Here is a 21,366-nt window from a genome sequence, read left to right on the forward strand (position 1 = left end):
ATGTAGATGAGAGAAAAAGTATTAGAAATTAGAGATTTATCCATATCTTTTACAACATCACAAGGTAAGGTAAATGCAATTAGAGGAGTAGAGCTTGATTTATATAGAGGTGAAACATTAGCTATAGTAGGTGAAAGTGGCAGTGGTAAGTCAGTTACAATGAAATCTGTTATGGGCATATTAAGCAATAATGGAGAAATAAATTCTGGTACTGTTAATTTTACTTATTATAGGGATGATGAAAAAATAGATGTAGATTTATTAAAACTATCTAAAAAAGAAATGAGAGATAGAATTAATGGGAAGAGGGTAGCGATGATATTCCAAGACCCTATGACATCTCTAAACCCTACGATGACAATCGGAAAACAAATAATGGAGGGAATGATTTATCACTATAAAAAGTCTAAGAAGGAAGCTTATGATAGAGCTGTAGAGCTATTAAAGCTTGTTGGGATAAATGATGCTGAAAAGCGTATGAAAAACTACCCTCATCAGCTTTCAGGAGGAATGAGACAAAGAGTTGTTATAGCTATAGCACTTGCTTGTAACCCAGACCTTTTAATATGTGATGAGCCAACAACAGCTTTAGACGTTACTATTCAAGCTAAAATATTAGAGCTTATAAAAGATATTCAAAGAAAGATGAATCTATCAGTAATATATATAACTCACGATTTAGGAGTTGTAGCAAAGGTTGCAGATTATGTAGCAGTAATGTATGCAGGTAAAATAGTTGAAAAAGGTAAGGTAGATGAAATATTTTATGAGCCAAAGCACCCATACACTTGGGGACTTTTATCAGCAATGCCTGATTTAGATACAGATGACAATAAGCTGTACACAATACCAGGAAGTCCACCGAATCTTTTAATGCCTGTTAAAGGTGATGCTTTTGCACCAAGAAATATGTATGCATTAAAAATAGACTATAGATTAGAGCCTCCAATGTTTAAAGTTTCAGACACTCATTATGCAGCAACTTGGTTGCTTCACGAAAAAGCACCAAAAATAGATATGCCAGAAGAGCTTAAGTTAAAGATAGATAGAATGTTAAAGGAGGCGGACATGTATGGAAGAGAAGAAGCCTTTGCTAAAGGTTGAAAATTTAAAGCAGTATTTTAAAGTAAATAAAAAGTTTATGGTAAGAGCTGTTAATGGAGTTTCCTTTAATATTTATCAAGGAGAGACTTATGGACTTGTTGGTGAATCAGGAAGTGGTAAGTCTACTATTGGAAGGTCTATTATTCGTTTATATAATCCTACAGGAGGAAAGATAACCTTTGATGGAGTTGATGTAACAGGAAAACTCTCTAAAAAAGAAGAAAAGCATCTTAGGACAAATATGCAGATGATTTTCCAAGACCCTATGGCATGTTTAAACCCTCGTAAGAAGGTTTTAGATATAATAGCTCAAGGTCTAGACATTCATGGATTATGTAAAGATAAAAAAGAAAGAGAAGAAAAAGTATATAAAATATTAGAAAAAGTAGGATTATCAAGAGAGCACGCAAGTAGATATCCACATCAATTTTCAGGAGGACAAAGACAGCGTATAGGAATAGCAAGAGCTCTTATTATGAATCCAAAACTTATAATTGCAGATGAAGCTATAAGTGCATTAGATGTATCAATTCAAGCTCAAGTTGTAAACCTAATGAAGGATATACAAGAAGAAACAAATATAGCATTTTTATTTATAGCTCATGATTTATCAATGGTTAAATATATCTCCGATAGAATTGGTGTTTTACATTTAGGAAATCTATTAGAAACAGGAACTACAGAAGAGATATTTTCAAATCCAATACATCCATATACAAAATCTTTAATATCAGCTATTCCACATCCTAATCCTATAGTAGAAAAAGTGAGAATAGCAGAAGAGTATTGTTATGAGACTAGTGGAATAGATTATAGTAAAGGTAAAGAACAACATGTAGGAGGAACTCATTACGTTCTTGCTACCGATGAAGAATTTAAAAGTTGGGTAAGTAATTGAAGATAGTTTTGTTTTATTATGCTAACAGATACCTCCTTAATAATATATAGCTACCTTAAAACAGTTAAACAATAGTTATTTTAATAAAAATTTTATTGTTAAAATTGTTTTAAGGTAGCATTTTTTTTAGAAATTTTTTGTAATTTTGCTATAACATAATAATTTGATGATTAGCAGGGAAATATATTTAGTGTTTAGTAATATCAGTAGTATTTTTATGAAAAAAAATAAATTGTTATATTATAGGAGGCACTATTATGAAAAAGTATTTATTAGTTCTTTTATTGTTTACTAGTTTTATGGTTAAACCAGTATATGCTTTAGAAAAGACAGAAGTTAACAATGGTTATGTTATGGAAGAAAGTAAGTATAGTGAGTTTGATAATGAATCTGAAAGAATAATAAAGAGAATGGAAAAAACTATGCAAGTATTACCTATTACTGAAAACATTGATTATAATTTTATTAATGAGATGATAGCATTACATACTGAAGAAATACAGCTTTCTACTATTATTCAAGGATATACTGATAATCCTGAAGTACTTGAATATGCAAATGATTTATTATCTGCTGAAAATGGTGAATTAAGAGAAATGAGAATCATAAAAAAAGATTTAGCTAAAGATATGAATAAACCTACTAAAGGAAACGAGGCATACGTTAAAGAGTTCAATAGTTTACTTAAAGGTAGATTTAATAATTTATATGCTTATGAAAGATATGAAGATCCAGCTAAGAATTATTTAAATATAATGAATTTAAATAATGAAGCAGATATAGCGTTAGCAAATACTTACTTAAAATATTCTGATAATGAAGTAGTTAAGAAAGTAGCTGAAAATATTATAAATGTTAAGAAAGAACAAATAAGTAAAGCTAAAGAATTATTAGCAGGAATTAAATAATATTAAAATACCATATATTCATACAATTTAAAATGTACCCTATATAGTTAATCATAATAATTTTATATGGGAATGCAATTAAAAAAAGATAATTTATGTATTGAACATGAATCATCTTCTTTTATTAGGATATTCTTTTTCAATTTTATGATTATAAAGTAAAATAAATAGCAATTATGATAGATAAGTCGGCATATTATGCCGACTTATAGTGCTATATCCAATTAATATTGGCAGTTTTTCTTGGGGCAGTTCTTTGATATTTAACATCAGGGTATCCAATTACTAAACATGAAATTATTAATTTACTATCTTCTATTCCAAGTAAATCTAGTATTTCTTTATTATCTTGAGCAGCAATTTGTAGGAAGCCACTAAAGAAGGTTCCAAGACCTAATGCATCAGTCATAAGTTCCATATTTGAAGATGCTAAACCACCATTTAGTGGATTTGGTGAAGTAACAAATATTGAAAGGGGAGCATTAAAGAATAGTCTATCATTTTTTATTGGGTCCTTCTTGAATTCATTATAACTATATAGCCACATATTAGCATATCTCTTAAGGTGTTCTGTTTCAGGTGTTAAATTTGCTAATATATATTCACCTTTTCTTTTTAAGCTTTCATAAGCTAATTCTTTAAGTTTATTTAGTTTTTCAGTAACTACTATATAAGAAACGTCTTGGCTATTAGTTGCAGTTTGAGTATATCTTCCAGCTTCGATAATTTTCATTATCTTTTCCTTTTCAACTTCTTTATTTTTAAATCTTCTAACGCTTCTTCTGAATTTAATAAAGTTTAAGAGATTATCAGCGTCTACAGAAAAGGTTTCTTTGTCATAAGGTATTACCTCGTTCATGTTATAATCATCTGTTGAAACAGCATCTACGGGACATATTGCTATACAGTGTCCACATTTAATACAACCTTCATTATTAATATCTGCTTTTCCATCTTTTAATGAAATTACACGAGCAGGGCAATCCTTAATACATTGCATACAAGCTATACACTTGTGTCTATCTACTTTAAACATTTGAAAACACTCCTTTGATTTTATTATGTGCCTATTAAATTGATAGTCAGCGAGAAAATATATTTAGTGTGTAGTAATATTAAAAGTATTTTGTGCAAATAATTAAATTATTATGTTAAATTAGGTATGATTATGAAAAAATTCTTATTAGTTATTCTGCTAATAAGAATTTAATTTAATCTATGGTAACTATTAATAAAGTTAATAATATCTCTATTATTTCTTAAGATAATAGTCTTTTCTTTATAATAAATTAAATAGGTTGAAAAAGTTGATATTATGATAAAGATTTTTCAAAAAAGTTATAAATATGTATAGAAAAATGAAAAAATAATTCTTTAGATTCCAAAAATATTTATTTTATTTTTATATTAATTATAATTTCTCTTGTAGAGATAGATAAAGAAAAATTATTTTATTAAAGGTAAACAGCACATACTAATAAATATTTTTGATATAATTCCTCAAAATATTTATATATAAGATAATTTCTTTATCTATCAATTGTAATAATTAGTAATGGAAGGGATAGATAATATTATGAGTATAAAAGTAATAATAATGGACGTAGATGGAACATTAACTAATAGTAAAAAGGTAATTACAGAAAAAACTAAAGAAACTTTACTTAAAGCACAAGAAGCAGGGGCAAAATTAATACTAGCATCAGGGAGGCCTACATCAGGATTAATGGATTTTGCTAAAGAGCTAAAGATGGATAAACATAACGGTCTTTTAGTTTCTTTTAATGGAGCAAAGGTAGTAGATTGTGAGACTAATGAAGTTTTATTCAATCAAACTATGACCGTAGAAGAGGGACAAGCTGTTCTTGAGCATATGAAAAAATTTAAAGTTAAGCCTATGATTGATAAAGGCGATTATATGTATGTTAATGATGTTTTTGATAATGAGATAGAGGTTAATGGTAAACCATTTAATATAATTCAATACGAGTCTCGTGGAGGAAAGTTTAAATTATGTGAAAAAGCTGATTTAGCAGCATTTGCTGATTATCCACTAAATAAAATTTTAACTGCAGGAGAGGCAGATTATTTAGCAGAAAATTATAAAGCTATGATGGAGCCTTTTAAGGATAAATTAAGTTGTATGTTTACAGCACCATTCTATTTTGAATTTACTGCTAATGGAATTGATAAAGCTAAAGCTTTAGATACAGTCCTAATTCCAATGGGATATAAAAGAGAAGAAATGATTGCTTTTGGAGATGGGCATAACGATGCATCAATGGTTAAATATGCAGGAATCGGAGTTGCTATGGCAAATGCTGTAGAAGACTTAAAAGCTATAGCAGATGAAATAACTTCATCAAATGAAGAAGATGGAATAGCAGTATCATTACATGAGCATATGCCAGAACTTTGCTTAGTTAATAGCTAATACTGTAGAGTTAAGAATAAGATAAGTGCAAACGAAATAAAGTGCGAAGCTCTTTGGTGAAAGGTTTGACTTCGTCAAAGGGGAAAAGTCAGCTAAAGCTGAGGAGAAAATATTGACTATGGCAATAGGGAAAAGATCTCTAATGAGATAAAATGCTTTTCTCTGCTACTTATAGTAGCATTTTCCCCTTAACGTAGTTAACTTTTCCCCGCTACGTAGTACCCTTTCACTTCGACAGAGTCGACTTTTCACTAGCGAGACTTAGCTCGCACTTTATTTAGCTTTCTATCATTTTTTTATAATAATTTAATTTTTTTTCTAAGTTTTTATCATAGTCAGTTTTGAAGTAGCACGCAAATAGTATATCTAATATATAAAGCAATGATAATCTAGTTGAGAAAGATGATATTTTATTATAATGATTTTCGTTAGAACATAGATATAACTGATAATCGGCATATTCCTTAATTGGGCTATCTTCTGTCGATGATATCAATAATATTGGTGTTTTATTTCCTTTTAGAGTCTTAATAATCTTATTAACTAAAAGACCTCTACCACCAAATGAAATTACTATAGCTAGGTGATTTTCATCACTACATGAAGCTACTAATCTTTGGTTATATTCTTCTTCTGGCACATTTATTGTAATACCTATTTCTTGCATTTGAAATTTAAAGTTTTCAGCAAAAAATATATTACCTGCAGAAGTATAAACATCAATTTGTTTTGCTTTTTTCATGGCATTAACAGAAAGTCTTAATTGTTCTAGATTGAATAGATTAAATGTTGATAATAATGTTTGGTCATAATCTTCTCTTATCTTTGTAAGTATTTCATAGTGGCTTTGGTTCTGTTTAACAGGAAAGTCAAAATCAAAATCTTTATTTTCTTTTAGATAACTATTTATTGAGCCAGACATTTTAACTTTAAGGTCTGATAAACCTGATAGATTAAATTTTTGGCATAAACGATATAAAGTTGTTGTAGAGACAAAACATTCTTTGCAAATTTGCTCAGAGCTCATATTTAAAAAAGCATTAGGATTATCTAAGATAAAATCAACTATTTGCTTTTCGTTATTAGTTAAGTTTTTTGTGTTTCTTAATTGAGTAAAAATATTCATGAGATACCTCCTAAGCTTTATTAGTATTATTTTTTCTATACTGAGAAGGAGTACATCCTAGGTGTTTATGAAATATCTCAGTAAAGTAACTTGAACTATTAAAACCACATTTAAGTGCTATTTCTGTAATTGTATATGAAGTATTATTAAGTAATTTAATACTTTTATTTATACGATATTCTATAAGATAAGAAATAGGAGATTTATTTAATGTTGATTGAAAAATTTCGCAACAATTGCTACGGCATACATTTCCTGATGATGCAATTTCTTTTAATGTAATTTTATTTTTATAATTTCTCTGAATATATCCAACCATATTATGTAGAGAGTCTAAGTTCTTATCATAATAAGCTTCTTGAGAACTTTTAGAGTTTTTAACGTTATGATAAAGACAATAGAAGATTGAATATAAATTAGCCATAACTTGCAACTCGAAACCATCTTTTTTATAAGAACAAAATTCATGAATTTTAGTTAGTTTCTCTATAAAATCTTTTTGCCATCCAATAGATGAATCAAATATAAAAAATGGATGTGAAGTATCAGTGCATATTGGAATTATATATGAGTTTTTTATACTCTCTATAGCAGAAAGAATTAATGGGTTGAATATTATACAAATAAAATCACAGTCAGAACCATCGCATGAATATCCATAATGCATTTGTGCAGAATTTACAAAGATAGCTTGCCCTTTTTTCAATTCATAGCTTTTTCCGTTAATGGAGTATGACATTTTGCCTTCTAAAATTACTATGAATTCTATATCATCATGCCAATGGTTAGGGGCAGCCATATTAGGATATTCTGAAAGTAGTGATTGTTTTGAAAGGATTGGAAATCCTTCAAAGTTATAAGAGATAACTTCTGAATTATCATTTAATAATTTCATTTCAATCATATAAACCTCCGATAAATAATAAAAAATACGATTGTTATAAAATATTAGTTAATTTTTATATTATATATCTATTATATGGAATATTATTATAATGTAAACAATGTTATAAAAAATAGATGAGAACAAGGGAGATTATATATGTTAACGGTATTATTAGTAATTATTTATATTGCCTTTATTAGTTTAGGCCTACCAGATGCAATATTAGGATCAGCTTGGCCAACATTGCATCAAGATTTAGGAGTACCTATGTCCTATGCTGGAGTAGTTACTATGATAGTTGCTGGAGGGACTATAGTTTCAAGCTTTTTTAGTGGAAAGGTTATTAAAAAGTTTGGAACAGGAAAAGTAACTACATTTAGTGTATTTCTAACAGCAGCAGCTCTTTTAGGAATTTATTTTTCACCTAGTTTTATATGGATATGTATACTTGGAATACCACTAGGATTAGGAGCAGGAGCAGTAGATTCAGCATTAAATAACTTTGTAGCACTACGTTATGAAGCAAAGCATATGAACTGGCTTCATTGTTTCTGGGGAATAGGGGCTACAGCTGGACCATTCATAATGTCATTATATTTGTTAAAAGAAAATGGATGGAGATTAGGGTATTTAACTATAGGAATTATTCAAGCAGTATTAGTTATATGTTTATTTGCATCATTGCCATTATGAAAAAAGTTTGAGGTAAAGGATAATGATGATGAAGATACTCATGTAGAGGTAAAGGTATCTACTTTAATAAAATTACCAGGAGCAAAACCAGCTCTTATATCATTTTTCTGCTATTGTGCAATAGAATTAACAACAGGATTATGGGCAAGTTCATTTCTTGTTGTTAATAATGGATTATCAGCAGAGAAGGCTGCAAAATGGGTATCATTATATTACTTAGGAATTACAGTTGGAAGATTTTTATCAGGTTTTCTTGCTATTAAGCTAAATAATAAGCAGATGATAAGAAGTGGACAAGTTATATGTATTATTGGAGCTATTTCACTTATGATGCCATTTTCTAATAGTCTACAATTATGTGGATTAATATTAATAGGACTTGGATGTGCACCAATATATCCTGCTATGCTCCATGAAACTCCTAATAGATTTGGTAAAGAATTATCTCAAGGAATAATGGGAATTCAAATGGCTACAGCTTATGTAGGAAGTACATTTGTACCACCGATATTTGGATTTTTATCTGGAGTTTTAGGGTTTAACATTTTACCATATTTCTTAATAATATTGATGATACTTATGTTAGCTACATCAGAAAGAGTTAGTAAGGTATGTAGATGTAGTGAAAATATACAAGAAGTATAAGGAGAGAAATTATGAGTTATATAGACTTACACATGCATTCAAATTATAGTGATGATGGGGAGTTTTCTCCAAAAAAAATAGCAGAACTATGCTTAGAAAAGGGAGTAAAGTATTTTGCAATAGCAGATCATAATTCAACAAAAGGTGTAGCTGAAGCTAAAGAATATTGTGATGATAAAGATATTACAATAATTCCTGCAATAGAATTAGATTGTACTATTGATGGAGTGAATCTTCATCTTTTGGGATATAACGTAGATTACAAAAGTGATGATTTTGAAAGAATAGAAGAAAACATAATATCTCAAGAGCAAGTGGCATCTAAAGAACGTATTAGATTAGTTAGAGAGCTAGGGATAAATTTTGAAGATTCAGTAATAGATAGCCTGTCCAAAAACGGAGTAGTCAATGGAGAAATGATTGCTGAAGCTGCAATGCTTTTTGATGAAAATAAAGAAAATAAATTACTTAAGCCATACTATGAAGGTGGACTGAGAAGTGATAATCCTTATGTTAATTTTTATTGGGATTACTGTTCACAGGGAAAATTTGCATATGCTGAAGTAAAATTTATTTCTCTGCAAGAAGCTATCAAAGTGGTAGAAGATAACGGAGGAATTCCAGTACTTGCTCACCCAGGCAATAATGTAAAAGAAAATAAAGATTTATTAGAAAAAATTATTAAAGCAGGAGTTAAAGGATTAGAGGTTTATAGTAGTTATCATAATGAAAAGCAAACAGCTTTTTATAAAGATTTTGCAATAAATAATAACTTGATTATGACATGTGGAAGTGATTTTCATGGTAAGACAAAACCAAGTATAAGTATTGGTGGAATAAGCTGTGAAGATAATGAAGAAAAATTAATAAATGAGTTAAGTAAAAAAATTAAACTATAAAGCATACTAATTATATTTTTTCATTTTAAAACTGTGTAGTTAATAAAAACTATGCAGTTTTTATTTATTACCAAAATTATGTAGTATAATATAAATAAAGTTGTTATGAGAAGTGATAAAGTGGGTGAATCTTACTTACGGGAAGCTTATGTGGAATTGGAGTAATAGGAGTTCTTGTTAATACATATTTTTTATTAAATAAAGTATATATTAATATGTTTTGATTGGGGGGAATTTTTTGAAAGAATTATCAAGTGGACAAAAAAGAATACTATGTTTTTGTGGTCTAGGAATAATGTTTATTTTTATGGGAAACAGTAATAACTCGCCAGAGGTATTTATTCAAAGGATATTTAAGCCTATTAGCGGAGAAAATTGGGTATTTTATTATTCAGGTTTTATAGTTATTGGAGGAATTTATTATTGTTTATATAAGCTTAATGAAATTAAAGAAAATAGATTAATTAGGACTCCTATTAGAAGGTTTATTTCAACTATTGTATTAATGAGTATTTTTCCTACGCTTTGGACAAACTGTACTCAAATTTACAAAGGATTTTATAAAGATTTAAATGCAATATATCTTGATAGAGAAAATAGTTATATGAATTTTAATAAAGGAAATGGAACAGTAAGTATAGATGGAAGATTATACATAAAAAATTGCAACAATGAAACTCAAGAATTTTACATAAAAATTAAAACACCATCATCAATAAAGTCAGATATAAAAGAAGACTATGTAACTTTACCTGAAAAATATATAGTACATCCAAAAGAGAATAAAACCATATATGTAAGTCAAGAATTACTAAGAACAGAAGAAAGTAATAATTCTACGTATATGATAAAGGGATTTGAATATATATTATTTAATGATAAAGATGAAGCTATTTTTGAGGGTTCAGTATCTGACTATAAATATGATGTTAGATAATTATATTATTAAAGTAAGTTTGTATGGAGAAAAATTATGGAGGAAAAATTAAAGTCAGTATGTTGGTTTTTTGCTGGTGTACTGTGCTATTTTATAGTAAGTAAAATAATAGAATTATATTGTATAATTAAATAAAAATAAAATAAAAGGGCATTGTATTGTAGATATGATGATAAAAGGAGTGTAGATTATGATTGAATATAAATTTGATACTCAATTATTAATAGAGGGGAATAACCTTTCAGAAGATGAAATTAACGATTATATTACAGCAAATATTGAAGGAGATTGTTTACTTGCTGTTGGTGATGATGAATTAATTAAGATTCATTTCCATACTAATACACCATGGAAGTTACTTGAATACTGTGCTTCATTAGGTGAAATATTTGATGTTGTTGTTGAAAATATGGAGCGACAAGCAAAAGGACTTAAGGGGTAAAATAAATATATTGATGAATAACTAACTGTATAGAAATTTATTCTATGCAGTTTTTATATTTATAGTAAAAAGAGATGAGTGTTAATAAGTGGGTAGTAAATAGAGTTTATAGGGGATGTGGAGTATGAAGGAAAAATTAAAGTCAGTATGTTGGTTTTTTGCTGGTATACTGTTCTATTTAATAATAAGTAAAATAATAGAATTAGTGTTTTAAGTTAATTAAATTATTAGCGTAATAAAGGAAGGTTGTATTGGTACAACCTTCTTTGTCTAAATAATAGTTAAAATAGAGGATTGGTTTCGGAATATAGCTAAAAGATATGCATTATACAATAAAGTGGAGGATAATCTCCAAAAATAAAAAATATATGAAAAATTATTGACAGAAAATAATGGAAAGGTATACAATATTAGTGAAGAGAAATGGGAGGGATAAAATGTTGGTGAATTTGTTTAAAGGAAAATTAATAGTTTCTTGTCAAGCGTTAAAAGATGAACCGCTACATTCTTCATTTATTATGGGGAGAATGGCTTTAGCTGCTAAAGAAGGTGGAGCTGTAGCTATAAGAGCAAATGGGGTAGAAGATATAAATGAAATAAAAAGAGTTACTGGCTTACCTATAATAGGAATAATAAAGAGAGATTATAATGATTCAGATATATATATAACTGCTAGTAGTAGAGAAGTTAATGAATTACTAGAGACCGATGCAGAGATTATTGCACTAGATTGCACTAATAGAAAGAGACCTAATAATGAAAATATAGCTGATTTAATAGAAGTAATACATTCTAATGGAAGATTAGTTATGGCAGATATATCTACTTATGAAGAGGGAATAAAGGCTTCAGAGTTAGGTGTAGATATTATATCAACTACATTATCAGGATACACACCATATTCACCAAAATTAAATGGACCTGATTATGAGTTAGTGTATAATCTTACAAAAGATGTACAAGTTCCAGTTTTTTGTGAAGGAAGAATTAATACTCCAGAGGATGCTAAAAGGGCTTTTGATTTTGGTGCATATTCAATAATTGTTGGAGGGGCTATAACTAGGCCAAAACAAATTACGGAGAGGTTTGTAAAAGGTATTAATTAAATTTTTAATACAAATTAATAAAAGGGGGAAATAATAATGAGAAAATTTTCAGAAAAAATTGCTATGTGGTTAGCACCAGTAGCAACAAAGTTTTCTAACCAAAGACATCTTGTAGCAATAAGAGATGGATTTATTGCTGTAATGCCACTAGTTATAGTGGGGTCATTATTTGTACTTATTAATAATGTTATTTTAGACTCAGGAAATGGATTACTTAAAGATTTGGGCAATTTTGATAGGTATAAAGAAATAGGATTAAGTGTTTACTATGGAACATTAGGATTCTTATCCATCTTTTTAGCATTTGGAGTTGCGTACAAGCTATCAAAAACATATAACCTTGAAGGCTTATCTACAGGGTTTATAGCAGTTGCAGCTGTATTAGCTTTAATGCCAACTACAGTTACTTCAGGTGATGTAAGTATTGGTGGTGTTTTCTCAGAAACATACACATCTGCTATAGGGCTTTTTGTTGCATTAATTGGATCTATCTTAGCTACTGAACTTTTAAAGGTTTTAAGCAAGAAAGATAAGCTTAAAATTAAAATGCCAGATTCTGTACCACCTGCTGTATCCAAAAGTTTCAATATCTTAATTCCAGCATGTATTGTTCTAATTGTGTTTGCTTTAGTATCATTCCTATGTATAGAATTCTTAGGAATGAATGTTTATGAAATTATTAATAAAATAATTCAAACACCATTACAAGCTGTATTCCAAGGATTACCTGGAATAGTAATGATATTATTCTTCCAAAATCTTTTATGGAGCTTTGGTTTACACGGAGCATTTATATTAAGTCCAATAACTGAACCTACTTATATGACTGCTATTCAAGAGAATATGAATGCTCTTCAAGCAGGACTTGCAATACCTAATATAGTAACTAAACCTTTCGTAGATGCTTTTTGTTTCTCAGGTGGTGGTGGATTTACTATAGGATTAATTATCGCTATATTTATAGCTTCTAAAAGAGAAGATCATAGAAGTATAGCAAAACTTGGAGTTGTTCCTGGTTTATTTAACATAAATGAACCAATTGTATTTGGACTACCAATAGTTCTTAATCCAATATTTATGGTTCCATTAGTGTTAGTACCAGTAGTAAATTTAATAATTGCATATTTAGCTACAGCAGCAGGATTGATAGAAAAAACAATTGCTGCAGTTCCTTGGACAACTCCACCAATAATTTCAGCATATTTAGCTACAGGAGGAGATTGGAAGGCGGCAGTATTATCAGCACTACTAATAGTTCTTTCTGTTGTATTATATATGCCATTTGTAATTGCAGCTAATAGGGAAATAAATGAAGTTGCAGTTGATAAAGAGATAAATAATATTTAGTAAATAATAATATGGTGGTTTTATAAATATATAAAGCCACCATAATCAATATAATTTAGTAGGATTATGCAAATAAATAATAGTAAAATATTGCAATAATAAAGTGCTTGAGAGTAAAATAGGAAAGAATTAATAATTTATTTCTATTACTTTTAAAGAGGAGATTAAATAATGAGCATAGAAGTTATAACTCAGATTAAAAGCACATATTCTTCATTAACTAAATCAGAACAAAAAGTTGGAGAGTTCATATTAAATAATATAGATAAAATTGCTTATATGTCAGTAACAGAGGTTGCTAAAAATTGTGGTGTTGGTGAAGCAACTGTATTACGTTTTTGTAGAAGGCTAGGATATAATGGGTTCCATGGATTTAAGAGAGAAATCATAGGTATAGTTCAAGAAGAGAAGAATATAAAGCAAACTAAAGTTGAAGATGAAGTATTCAATGAAATGTCAACTATGCTTGAACATACATTACAAGTTCAAGAGTTAGATATTATAAATAAAGTTGCTGAAGAGATAAAAAAAGCAAACAATATATTTATTTATGGACTGGGATTATCAAGCCTTTGTGCAAAAGCTGCAGAGATAAGATTATCCTTTTTAGGATATAAGGTTTATTCTTTTGAAGATAAACATATTCAATTATTAAAGGCTAATTTAGTTAGTGAAGATGATGTTGTTATTGGGTTATCTGTTTCTGGTTCAACTACAGAAACATTAAAAAATATAGAAATAGCTAAGAAAAATGGAGCTACTATAGTTGGAATAACCAACTATAATCCATCACCATTAGCTGATTTGAGTGATTATGTATTATTATCAGCATCAAAAGAGGTAATGGAAACTGGGACTACATTAGTAACTCTTACATCTCAGATATTTATTATAGAGCAAATTTGCAATAGTTTATTAAAGATAGATAGTGAAAGAGTAAATACCTATAAAGAAAAGAATTTTAGTTCTTATAATTAACGAAATATATAGGAGGTGCTTTATGCAACTCCTATTTTTTAGGGGTTTACTTGTATTTTTATGGTTATAACTATCGTAATAATATTTAGGGCATAAGAAATATATAATAAAAAGCAAGGAGACATTATTATGAGATTTACAGGTATACCATTAGATATAAGACCATATAATTATCAATTTTTAGAAGATATAGTTGCAATGGATAAAGACGTAAGTATAAAGATGCCTAATAAAGAATTATTAGGTTTAAGAAAGAATCCAGCTGATTTAGACTATTTAAAAAAGTATATATTAGAAAATGCAGCAAATACAGATGCTTTTATTATTTCTTTAGATATGTTAGTTTATGGGGGGCTATTCCCAAGTAGATTGCATAATAATTCAGTGGAAGAATTAAAAGTAAGATTAGATGTCCTAAGAGAGATAAAAAATATGAATCCAGATTGTAAAATTTATGGGTCTAATTTAATATTAAGAACGCCTAAATATAATTCAGCTGAAGAGGAACCGGATTATTACGCTTTCTGTGGATTAGATATATTCAAGTACGGACATTTTTTAGATAAAAAAGCTAGAGTAGGATTATCATTAGAAGAAGAAAGAGAGTTTAATGAAATTGATAAAAGATTAAATAAGGATTATTTAAAGGATTTTATTAATAGAAGAAATAAAAATATAAGTGTAATTCTATATGCTTTGGAGCTTGTAAAAGAAGGAATCATAGATATATTAATTATTCCACAAGATGATGCATCTGAATTTGGATTTACAGCTATGGATCAAAAGAAAGTATATTATGAGATTTCTAAGTTAAGAATTGCAGATAAAGTATTTTTACATCCAGGTACAGATGAATCAGGATGTACATTAATAACTAGAGCCTATTTAGATAAAAAAGGAGATTTCTCTATTTATCCATACTATATTACAGAGGCTTTTAAAAATATTATTCCTAATTATGAAGATAGACCTTTTCAATATAGTTTAGTTTCTCATACTCAAGCATGTGGAATTGATATAGTAGATAGTATTAATAAAGCAGATGCAGTATTAGCTATTAATGGTGCACCTATTAAGATGCAAGAGGCTTATGAAATAAGTTATGGATTAAATGATGAGAGTCAAAGAAAAGATATAAGCTATTATAGATATAGAAATTTTCCAGAGTTTTGTAAAAAAATAAACAAATTTTTAGATGATAATAAAGAAGTATCGGTATTAGATGTTGCATTTAGTAATGGAGGAGAAAAAGAGTTAATAGAGTATCTTGATAAGTACAAATTATTAGAAAGAATTAGTGGATATGCTGGATGGAACACTTGCTGTAATAGTTTAGGAACTGTTTTAGCAGCAATGACATTTTCGTATTTTGGTAAGGAAAAGCAAAAGATTGAGAACTTTAAGGTAAGGAGACTTGCCTCTGATTGGGCATATCAAACGGAAGTAATGCTTTCAATAGAGTTTAATGAGTTAAAGGAATGGGGAGGATCATTTTCTGACTTTAATGGTAAAGAAGATGAACTTATGGAACTTATTAAGGTTAAAGTTAAGAATAAAATAGATACAACATTTGTGAATTCTTATAATGATAAAAATATAGATGTTAAGGAAGTTAGAGCTCCATTTAAAAGAATGAGAGGACTTGAGTTTATAGTTAACGTAGAATAAATATAATATTAGATTATTTTTATATAAGGTAGGTATTGAATATGAAGCTAGTAGATTTTCCAATTGAAGAGTTAAAAGAGTATAATCCACCTTCCACCATGGAAGAAGATTTCAATGAGTTTTGGGACAATAGAATTGAGGAGTCTAAGAAACAACCACTAAATATTTCTAAGTGTTTAAATAAAGAGTTTAATTATACATCAAATGTAAAAGTATATGATATTGAGTTTGATGGCTTTAGAAATACTAAAATTAAGTGTATATATGTTACTCCAGAAATTATACAACAAGATACTTCAGCAGTAGTCATGTTCCATGGATATAATTATAATAATTTAAAACCAAGTAATGCATTTAAATATACTGTTCAAGGTATACCAGTATTAATGATGGCTACAAGAGGACAAAGTGTAAATTCACCAGATCATAATCTTTATGAAAATGGAGGTGCAGCTGGTTGGTTAACAAAAGGTATAGTTAATAAGGACAATTATTACTATTCCTATGTATATATGGATTGCTTTAGAGCAGTAGAAGCCTTAGTGGAATTAGATTCAATAAACCCTAATAGAATAATAGTAGATGGTGCAAGTCAAGGTGGGGGATTAGCTTTAGCAACAGCAGCACTTAATAATAGAGTTAAAATTGCTTTAAGTGATATACCTTTTTTATGTAACTTTAAAAGGTCAGTGGAAGTATCAGATGGAAGTGCTTATGATGAAATAAGTCAATATTTTAAGTTACAAGATCCACTACATGAAACTGAAAATGAAGTATACAGAGTTTTAAGTTATATAGATTGTGTAAATATGGCTACAAGAATTAAATGCCCAACATTGTTGAGTGTAGGATTAGAGGATAATGTATGTCCTCCATCAGGTACATTTGCAGCATATAATAACATGACATGTATAAAAGATATTAAGGTTTATCCTAATTATGCCCACGGTGGCTTCAATCAACAAGAAGAAGAAAAATTAAAATTTATAAATAAATATCTATAGGTAATGTAGAGAAAACAGGACGTAAAAATAGACGTTCTGTTTTTCACTTTAAAAGTGATATAGGTAGTAATAGTCGTTATATTTACATTCTTAATGATAATCTATATTAAATTATAATTAATACATTTAAATTAATTAATAAAATTAATTTTTTAATCTAATTTTAATCTTTCTTATATTTAAGATTAATTTTCCAAAAGTATTATATAACCATAGTAAGAAACGGAAGCTCACTATTAATATACATTTGTAGGAGCAACTTAATTTTTGGAGGTTATATATTATGGAAAGAAATGAAATGATCGAAGTATTAATGGGAAAAGCTAATGTAAGTAGAGAAGAAGCACAAGAGGTTTTAGAAATATGTAATTGGGATCTTTTAGATGCAATAATTTACCTAGAGAGAAGAGGAAAAGTAGAAAATAATGAAACTACTACAATAATCGAAGTAAAGGAAGAAGAGCAAGAGAAAAAGGAAGATAATAAAAAGCATGAAGAGAAGTTTGGTGGTATTGGTGAAGTTATCGGAAGAATGTTCAAATTCTTAGGTAAGTTTATAAAAAAGGGAAATGAAAATTTCTTTGAAATAAGAAAAGCTAATGAAAAACCAATAAGAATATCATTAACAATATCATTACTTTTATTAATATTCTTATCAGTGCCAACTATAGTATTGTTAGTAGTAGGATTATTCTGTGGATATAAGTATTCAATATCAGGTCCAAGCATGAATTATGATGGAGTAAATACTGTTTTTGAAGAAGTATCAAAGTCAGCAGATACTATCAAAAAGGATTTTAAAGAAGGTTATGATAGTTAAGCTTTAATAGTAAAAGAGTTGTGTTATACGACTCTTTTTTTATATATGAAATAATAATGTAATAGTAACTTTTGGAGGGATTTTCATGAAAGGAAGTATATCAGTTCATAATTTTTGAAAAGTAACATAAGACCGTGCGCTCAGAAGGTCATAATATAATATATTTTAGCCTTTGTGTTTATAAATAAATATTGCTGGTATATAATAAAAATAAGAAATATATGCAGTAAAGGATAGATTATTTATAAAATATATAGGTAAAAAAATATGAAAATAGATGTGGAATAAGGATGCGGTAATATGGTGAAAAGAGATATGTTTTATTTTGCAGATATTGATGAAAAATTTATAGATTCTACTAAAGATAATATAGGACTTGAGGATGGAGTTCTTGTACATTGCCAACAATGTATAGAGAAAAATTTAAAAGCAATAATACAAAAAAAGTATGGAATGATTTCACGAGGAAATAACCTAGTAAAATTATTAGAGGTATTATATCTACAAGACTATAGTGAATTAAAAAAATATAAAAGTTTATGTAGAGATTTAAAGGATTTTTATTTCAGTAGAAGATATGCTTCAGATGATTATGAAGTTTTAACCCATGAAGAATACCAGGAATATATAGATAGGTTTTATGAATTATTAAATGAGATAAAAGTAATTAGAAAAGAATTAGAGGAATAAGTGTTAAACTTGTTCCTTTATTTTTAGGTAGAATAATATATAGTAGACTTTAACATTATATGGGAAATTTGTGGTATATGATATAATTAAGTGAGGTTCTTCAAGATACCAAATCAGGGATTTGGACTTTCAGTTATGGAGGAGTGTTTGTGGACAAATTAAAATTAGTAGATAGATTAAGGGAGAAAGCTAATATAAGTTATGAAGAAGCTAAGATAGCTTTAGAAAATAGTAATTGGGATATATTAGAGGCTATGCTTTACTTAGAGAAGCATGGAAAAGTAAACAGTCCTTCTGTTAGTATATTTTATTCAAATGAGTATAGAGAGAGTTATACTGAACATGAGGAAACTCATAATAATGATGATAATATAAATAGTGATAACTCTAAAAGCAAAGATAATTTTGAAGGGATTTTTGAAGCGATATGCAAGGTTATAGACACTGGAAATAATATATTTCTTCAAGTTAAAAAAAGTAATAGAGTATTAGTAAAAATACCACTTACAGTTGTGGTTGTACTTTTATTTTTTGCATTTTGGGTGATAATACCTTTAATTATAGTAGCATTATTCTTTGATATAGAAATTTCACTTTCATCAAAAAGATTTGATACTGATAAAATAGATAAGGTTAATGAAGCTTTTAGATATTTATTAAAAGTAGCTCAAGATATAAAAAAGAAGTTTAAATAGAGAGGTTTATATATGGTTAAAATTTTAATTGTTGAAGATGAAGAAAAAATAGCTAGATTTATAGAGCTAGAATTAATGCATGAAGGCTATAAAGTAATAAAAGCAAACAATGGTAGAATGGGGCTTGAAATTGCTGAAAGTGGGGAAGCTGACCTTGTAATATTAGATGTTATGCTTCCAGAGATAAATGGACTTGAAGTATTAAGAAGGCTTAGAAGAACTTCTGATGTTCCTGTAATAATGTTAACTGCAAGAGATGCTGTTATGGATAAAGTATCAGGACTTGATGCAGGAGCAGATGATTATGTAACAAAGCCTTTTGCAATAGAGGAACTACTTGCAAGAATAAGAACAGCTCTTAAAAAGAGAGTAGTTACTGTTAAAAAAGAAGATATATTAAGGTGTGGGTTATTAACTTTAGATAAGATGAGACATAAGGTAACTTATGATAATACAGAGGTTGAATTAACTAATAGAGAATTTACTTTGCTTCAAATATTGATGGAAAATAAAAATATAGTTTTAACTAGAGATGTACTTATAGAAAAAGTATGTGGTTATGATTATGTTGGAGAAACTAATGTGATAGATGTTTATGTAAGATTTTTAAGAACAAAGATTGATGATGCTTTTAAGACTAAAATAATAACTACGGTACGTGGTGTAGGATATGTAATTAAAGATGAATAAAGTTAAGAAAAATAAAAATGTTACATCTATTGCAATAAAACTTAATGCCATATCTGTAAGAGATTTATTTTTGAAGTTTCTTATACTTAATGCATGTTTGATGTTTGTATTAATAGTTCTTTGGTGTATGGATTCTGAAAAGAGCTTTTTTGGAGAGGTAGTACAAAATGCACAAAGACATATTGATTTTTATCCTATAGAAACAGCTACCTACACAGTAATTTGGGACAATGGAAAAACCTTAGTTAAAGATGCTAGTAACTTTTTATATACTGTAAGAAAAATATTTATAGTATTAGTAATAATTCAGGGAATATTTTTAGTAGAAGAAATAATATTTGGTACAGCAAGAGTTAGGAAGAGATTAAAGCCACTTAATGATATAGCAGAAACTGCAAGCAGGCTTAGTAATATGGCTTTTGATGAAGAAAAATTCCACAGTCTTGAGGATGCTATAGCCAATATAAGTCCAGTAACATCAGATGAAAGAATACATATTGGAGATAGTGAGCTTCAAGGGTTAGAAGATGCAATAAATAAATTATTAGATAGAATGAGAGATTCTTATAGGCAACAGGCAAGGTTTGTTTCCGATGCATCTCATGAACTTAGAACTCCTATATCTGTAATTCAAGGCTATGCAAATATGTTAGACCGTTGGGGAAAAAATGATGAAGAAGTATTAGAAGAATCTATTACGGCAATAAAGTCTGAATCAGAAAATATGAAAAATCTAGTTGAGCAGCTATTATTCCTAGCTAGAGGTATTAATGGAAAAACTCAGCTTACAATGACAGAATTCTTACTTAATGATATGATAAGTGAAGTATTTGAAGAATCCAAAATGATAGATGAAAATCATATATATACTTACATTAATTCAGAAAATATAAGTATTAAAGGTGATATAGGATTACTTAAGCAGACAGCAAGGATATTAGTTGAAAATGCAGCTAAATATACAGAGTCTGGTGAAGAGATAATGCTTAAAGTAGGAAGAAATCATAAAGGAGAACCTTATTTTTCTGTTCAAGATAATGGAATAGGAATAGATGCAGAGGATGTACCCCATATATTCGAACGTTTCTTTAGAGCTGACACAGCAAGAGTTAGGAAAAATGGAGGTACAGGTCTTGGGTTATCTATAGCAAAATGGATTATTGATAATCATAAGGGATACTTTAGTGTTTTAAGTAGAAAAGAAATAGGAACAAGAGTAACAGTATACTTACCACAAATTTATAGTTAAATTTAGAAGGGGCTGTATCAAAAAAAAATTGATATTTGCCGATAAAGAAAAGGAAGTTCGAATTTGAACTTCCTTTTTTGCGCATAGTAATAATATGAAAAACTTCACAAAAAATGTGATTCCTATGCAACAAATAGGATTTGCATT

20 protein-coding genes and 1 pseudogene are annotated in these 21,366 nt (G+C 28.5%); 18 read left to right on the top strand and 3 right to left on the bottom strand.

Features of this window, described 5'->3' with window-relative positions; all coding sequences use genetic code 11:
• Positions 1-6 precede the first annotated feature (6 nt).
• The 3 genes from LQE93_RS07320 to LQE93_RS07330 all read left to right on the top strand — a co-directional run bounded on the left by LQE93_RS07320 (position 7) and on the right by LQE93_RS07330 (position 2,910).
• Complete coding sequence (locus LQE93_RS07320) at positions 7-1,104, top strand: ABC transporter ATP-binding protein (protein WP_055268029.1); 1,098 nt, start codon at positions 7-9, stop codon at positions 1,102-1,104.
• Positions 1,073-2,002 carry an ABC transporter ATP-binding protein gene (locus LQE93_RS07325; protein WP_055268031.1) on the top strand — a complete coding sequence of 310 codons (930 nt, stop codon included), beginning with the start codon at positions 1,073-1,075 and terminating at the stop codon, positions 2,000-2,002. The genes LQE93_RS07320 and LQE93_RS07325 overlap by 32 nt, the downstream gene beginning before the upstream one ends.
• A 257-nt stretch (positions 2,003-2,259) precedes the next feature.
• Complete coding sequence (locus tag LQE93_RS07330) at positions 2,260-2,910, top strand: DUF305 domain-containing protein (protein WP_055268033.1); 651 nt, start codon at positions 2,260-2,262, stop codon at positions 2,908-2,910.
• 214 nt (positions 2,911-3,124) lie between these two features.
• On the opposite strand, the gene LQE93_RS07335 is transcribed toward LQE93_RS07330, so the two are convergent.
• Positions 3,125-3,946 (bottom strand): nitroreductase family protein, encoded by an 822-nt coding sequence (locus LQE93_RS07335; RefSeq protein ID WP_186837883.1) that lies wholly within the window; start codon positions 3,944-3,946, stop codon positions 3,125-3,127.
• Between the two features lie 537 nt (positions 3,947-4,483).
• Here LQE93_RS07335 and LQE93_RS07340 point away from each other — a divergent pair.
• Entirely contained in the window at positions 4,484-5,344 is an 861-nt protein-coding gene (locus LQE93_RS07340) for a Cof-type HAD-IIB family hydrolase (protein ID WP_055268093.1), read from the top strand.
• A 277-nt stretch (positions 5,345-5,621) separates the two neighbouring features.
• Here LQE93_RS07340 and LQE93_RS07345 read toward each other — a convergent pair whose 3' ends face one another.
• Positions 5,622-6,470 carry a MurR/RpiR family transcriptional regulator gene (locus tag LQE93_RS07345; protein WP_055268037.1) on the bottom strand — a complete coding sequence of 283 codons (849 nt, stop codon included), beginning with the start codon at positions 6,468-6,470 and terminating at the stop codon, positions 5,622-5,624.
• Positions 6,471-6,480: 10 nt separating this feature from the next.
• Positions 6,481-7,374 (bottom strand): AraC family transcriptional regulator, encoded by an 894-nt coding sequence (locus tag LQE93_RS07350; RefSeq protein ID WP_231072842.1) that lies wholly within the window; start codon positions 7,372-7,374, stop codon positions 6,481-6,483.
• Positions 7,375-7,512: 138 nt separating this feature from the next.
• On the opposite strand from LQE93_RS07350, the pseudogene LQE93_RS07355 reads away from it, so the two are divergent.
• From LQE93_RS07355 to LQE93_RS07420, 14 genes and pseudogenes are all read left to right on the top strand, one after another.
• Positions 7,513-8,694 (top strand): annotated as a pseudogene (locus LQE93_RS07355) (MFS transporter).
• An 11-nt stretch (positions 8,695-8,705) separates the two neighbouring features.
• Positions 8,706-9,593 (top strand): PHP domain-containing protein, encoded by an 888-nt coding sequence (locus LQE93_RS07360; protein ID WP_231072844.1) that lies wholly within the window; start codon positions 8,706-8,708, stop codon positions 9,591-9,593.
• 238 nt (positions 9,594-9,831) lie between these two features.
• Positions 9,832-10,530 carry a hypothetical protein gene (locus tag LQE93_RS07365; protein ID WP_231072846.1) on the top strand — a complete coding sequence of 233 codons (699 nt, stop codon included), beginning with the start codon at positions 9,832-9,834 and terminating at the stop codon, positions 10,528-10,530.
• 190 nt (positions 10,531-10,720) lie between these two features.
• Positions 10,721-10,972 carry a kinase to dihydroxyacetone kinase gene (locus LQE93_RS07370; RefSeq protein WP_055268047.1) on the top strand — a complete coding sequence of 84 codons (252 nt, stop codon included), beginning with the start codon at positions 10,721-10,723 and terminating at the stop codon, positions 10,970-10,972.
• A gap of 440 nt (positions 10,973-11,412) precedes the next feature.
• Entirely contained in the window at positions 11,413-12,078 is a 666-nt protein-coding gene (locus LQE93_RS07375) for an N-acetylmannosamine-6-phosphate 2-epimerase (RefSeq protein WP_231072869.1), read from the top strand.
• Positions 12,079-12,114: 36 nt separating this feature from the next.
• Entirely contained in the window at positions 12,115-13,425 is a 1,311-nt protein-coding gene (locus LQE93_RS07380) for a PTS sugar transporter subunit IIC (RefSeq protein WP_231072848.1), read from the top strand.
• A gap of 171 nt (positions 13,426-13,596) precedes the next feature.
• The gene (locus LQE93_RS07385) at positions 13,597-14,403 is read left to right on the top strand and encodes a MurR/RpiR family transcriptional regulator (RefSeq protein ID WP_231072850.1); all 807 of its coding nucleotides are present in this window, start codon (positions 13,597-13,599) and stop codon (positions 14,401-14,403) included.
• Positions 14,404-14,532: 129 nt separating this feature from the next.
• Complete coding sequence (locus LQE93_RS07390) at positions 14,533-16,071, top strand: DUF4127 family protein (RefSeq protein ID WP_231072852.1); 1,539 nt, start codon at positions 14,533-14,535, stop codon at positions 16,069-16,071.
• Between the two features lie 41 nt (positions 16,072-16,112).
• Complete coding sequence (locus LQE93_RS07395; RefSeq protein WP_231072854.1) at positions 16,113-17,075, top strand: acetylxylan esterase; 963 nt, start codon at positions 16,113-16,115, stop codon at positions 17,073-17,075.
• Between the two features lie 283 nt (positions 17,076-17,358).
• Complete coding sequence (locus LQE93_RS07400) at positions 17,359-17,895, top strand: DUF4342 domain-containing protein (protein ID WP_231072860.1); 537 nt, start codon at positions 17,359-17,361, stop codon at positions 17,893-17,895.
• Between the two features lie 300 nt (positions 17,896-18,195).
• Complete coding sequence (locus tag LQE93_RS07405) at positions 18,196-18,585, top strand: HEPN domain-containing protein (protein WP_231072861.1); 390 nt, start codon at positions 18,196-18,198, stop codon at positions 18,583-18,585.
• 149 nt (positions 18,586-18,734) lie between these two features.
• Positions 18,735-19,280, top strand: a complete 546-nt coding sequence (locus tag LQE93_RS07410; RefSeq protein ID WP_231072863.1) for a DUF4342 domain-containing protein — start codon at positions 18,735-18,737, stop codon at positions 19,278-19,280.
• Between the two features lie 12 nt (positions 19,281-19,292).
• Positions 19,293-19,970, top strand: coding sequence for a response regulator transcription factor (locus LQE93_RS07415; protein ID WP_231072864.1), 678 nt, complete (start codon positions 19,293-19,295; stop codon positions 19,968-19,970).
• Positions 19,963-21,219 carry a sensor histidine kinase gene (locus tag LQE93_RS07420; protein ID WP_231072865.1) on the top strand — a complete coding sequence of 419 codons (1,257 nt, stop codon included), beginning with the start codon at positions 19,963-19,965 and terminating at the stop codon, positions 21,217-21,219. The genes LQE93_RS07415 and LQE93_RS07420 overlap by 8 nt, the downstream gene beginning before the upstream one ends.
• The last annotated feature ends 147 nt before the right edge of the window (positions 21,220-21,366 follow it).

Source organism: Clostridium sp. NSJ-145, from assembly GCF_021044725.1.
GTDB lineage: Bacteria > Bacillota > Clostridia > Clostridiales > Clostridiaceae > Clostridium > Clostridium disporicum_B.